Source organism: Microcystis sp. T1-4, from assembly GCF_000297435.1.
In the GTDB taxonomy this organism is placed as follows: domain Bacteria; phylum Cyanobacteriota; class Cyanobacteriia; order Cyanobacteriales; family Microcystaceae; genus Microcystis.
The window spans coordinates 1-947 of record NZ_CAIP01000366.1; the positions used below are offsets into that span (position 1 = coordinate 1).

Annotated in this window: 1 protein-coding gene; it reads right to left on the reverse strand. The window is 34.1% G+C overall.

What is annotated here, in order from left to right:
* On the reverse strand, positions 1-947 hold a 947-nt coding region (locus tag MICAI_RS17310; protein WP_039900461.1), incomplete at both ends, for a type IIL restriction-modification enzyme MmeI.

Sequence of the window (947 nt, forward strand, 5' to 3'; positions counted from 1 at the left end):
CGTAACTCCCGATAGGTAATAATTAAAAAGTTGCCGCAACCACAGGCAGGATCAAGAAAATATAAATTAGCAATCTTTTTCTGAAATTCTAGTAATTTATTGCGATTGCCTTTAACCTTCTCAAATTCTCTGGATAAATCATCTAAAAATAACGGTTTAATCACCTTTTGAATGTTCTTCTCGGAGGTATAATGCGCCCCTAAATTGCGTCGCTCTTTTGGATTCATTACCGCTTGAAACATAGAGCCAAAAATAGCAGGGGAAATTTTTCCCCAATCAAAAGCACAAGCTTCTAATAACATGACTCGCATCTTGCTATCAAAAGCCGCTAAGGGTAATGACTCCTCGAATAACTTGCCATTTATGTAGGGAAATTGAGTTAAATTCTCATCGAGATTTTTTAATCTTTTTTCTTCTGGTGTATTCAAAACCTGAAAAATAGCATCAATGTGCATCGCCAAATCACTGCCATCTTCTTTGGTATGTAAATCAATATATTCCCAGAAAATACCCTTATTAAAAATACCCGTATCATCGGCAAATAAACAAAATAATAAACGCACTAGATAAACTTCTAAATCATGCCCCATATAACCAATTTCTTTGAGGCAATCATGAAGTTTTCCCATTAACTCGGCTGCTTGAATATTGACGGGATCTTCGTCTTTATAAACTCGCTTTTCGTAACCAGCAATAAAATCAAATAAATGAACATTATCAACAAAATTACTTAATTCAAATTCCCATTGATTGCCTGAATCTAAATCATATAATTTAAACCGTTGAAAATCCGAGACTAAAATATAACGCGGTAACTCATGTTCCTTTAAATTGGGAAAATAATCCTTAGCCTGTTGTGTGGCTTTTTCTAAATCTTTCCCCTTCGATTTATGCTCAACTAAAATCGTTCCTTTCCAGAGTAAATCAATAAAACCCTGTTTATTATC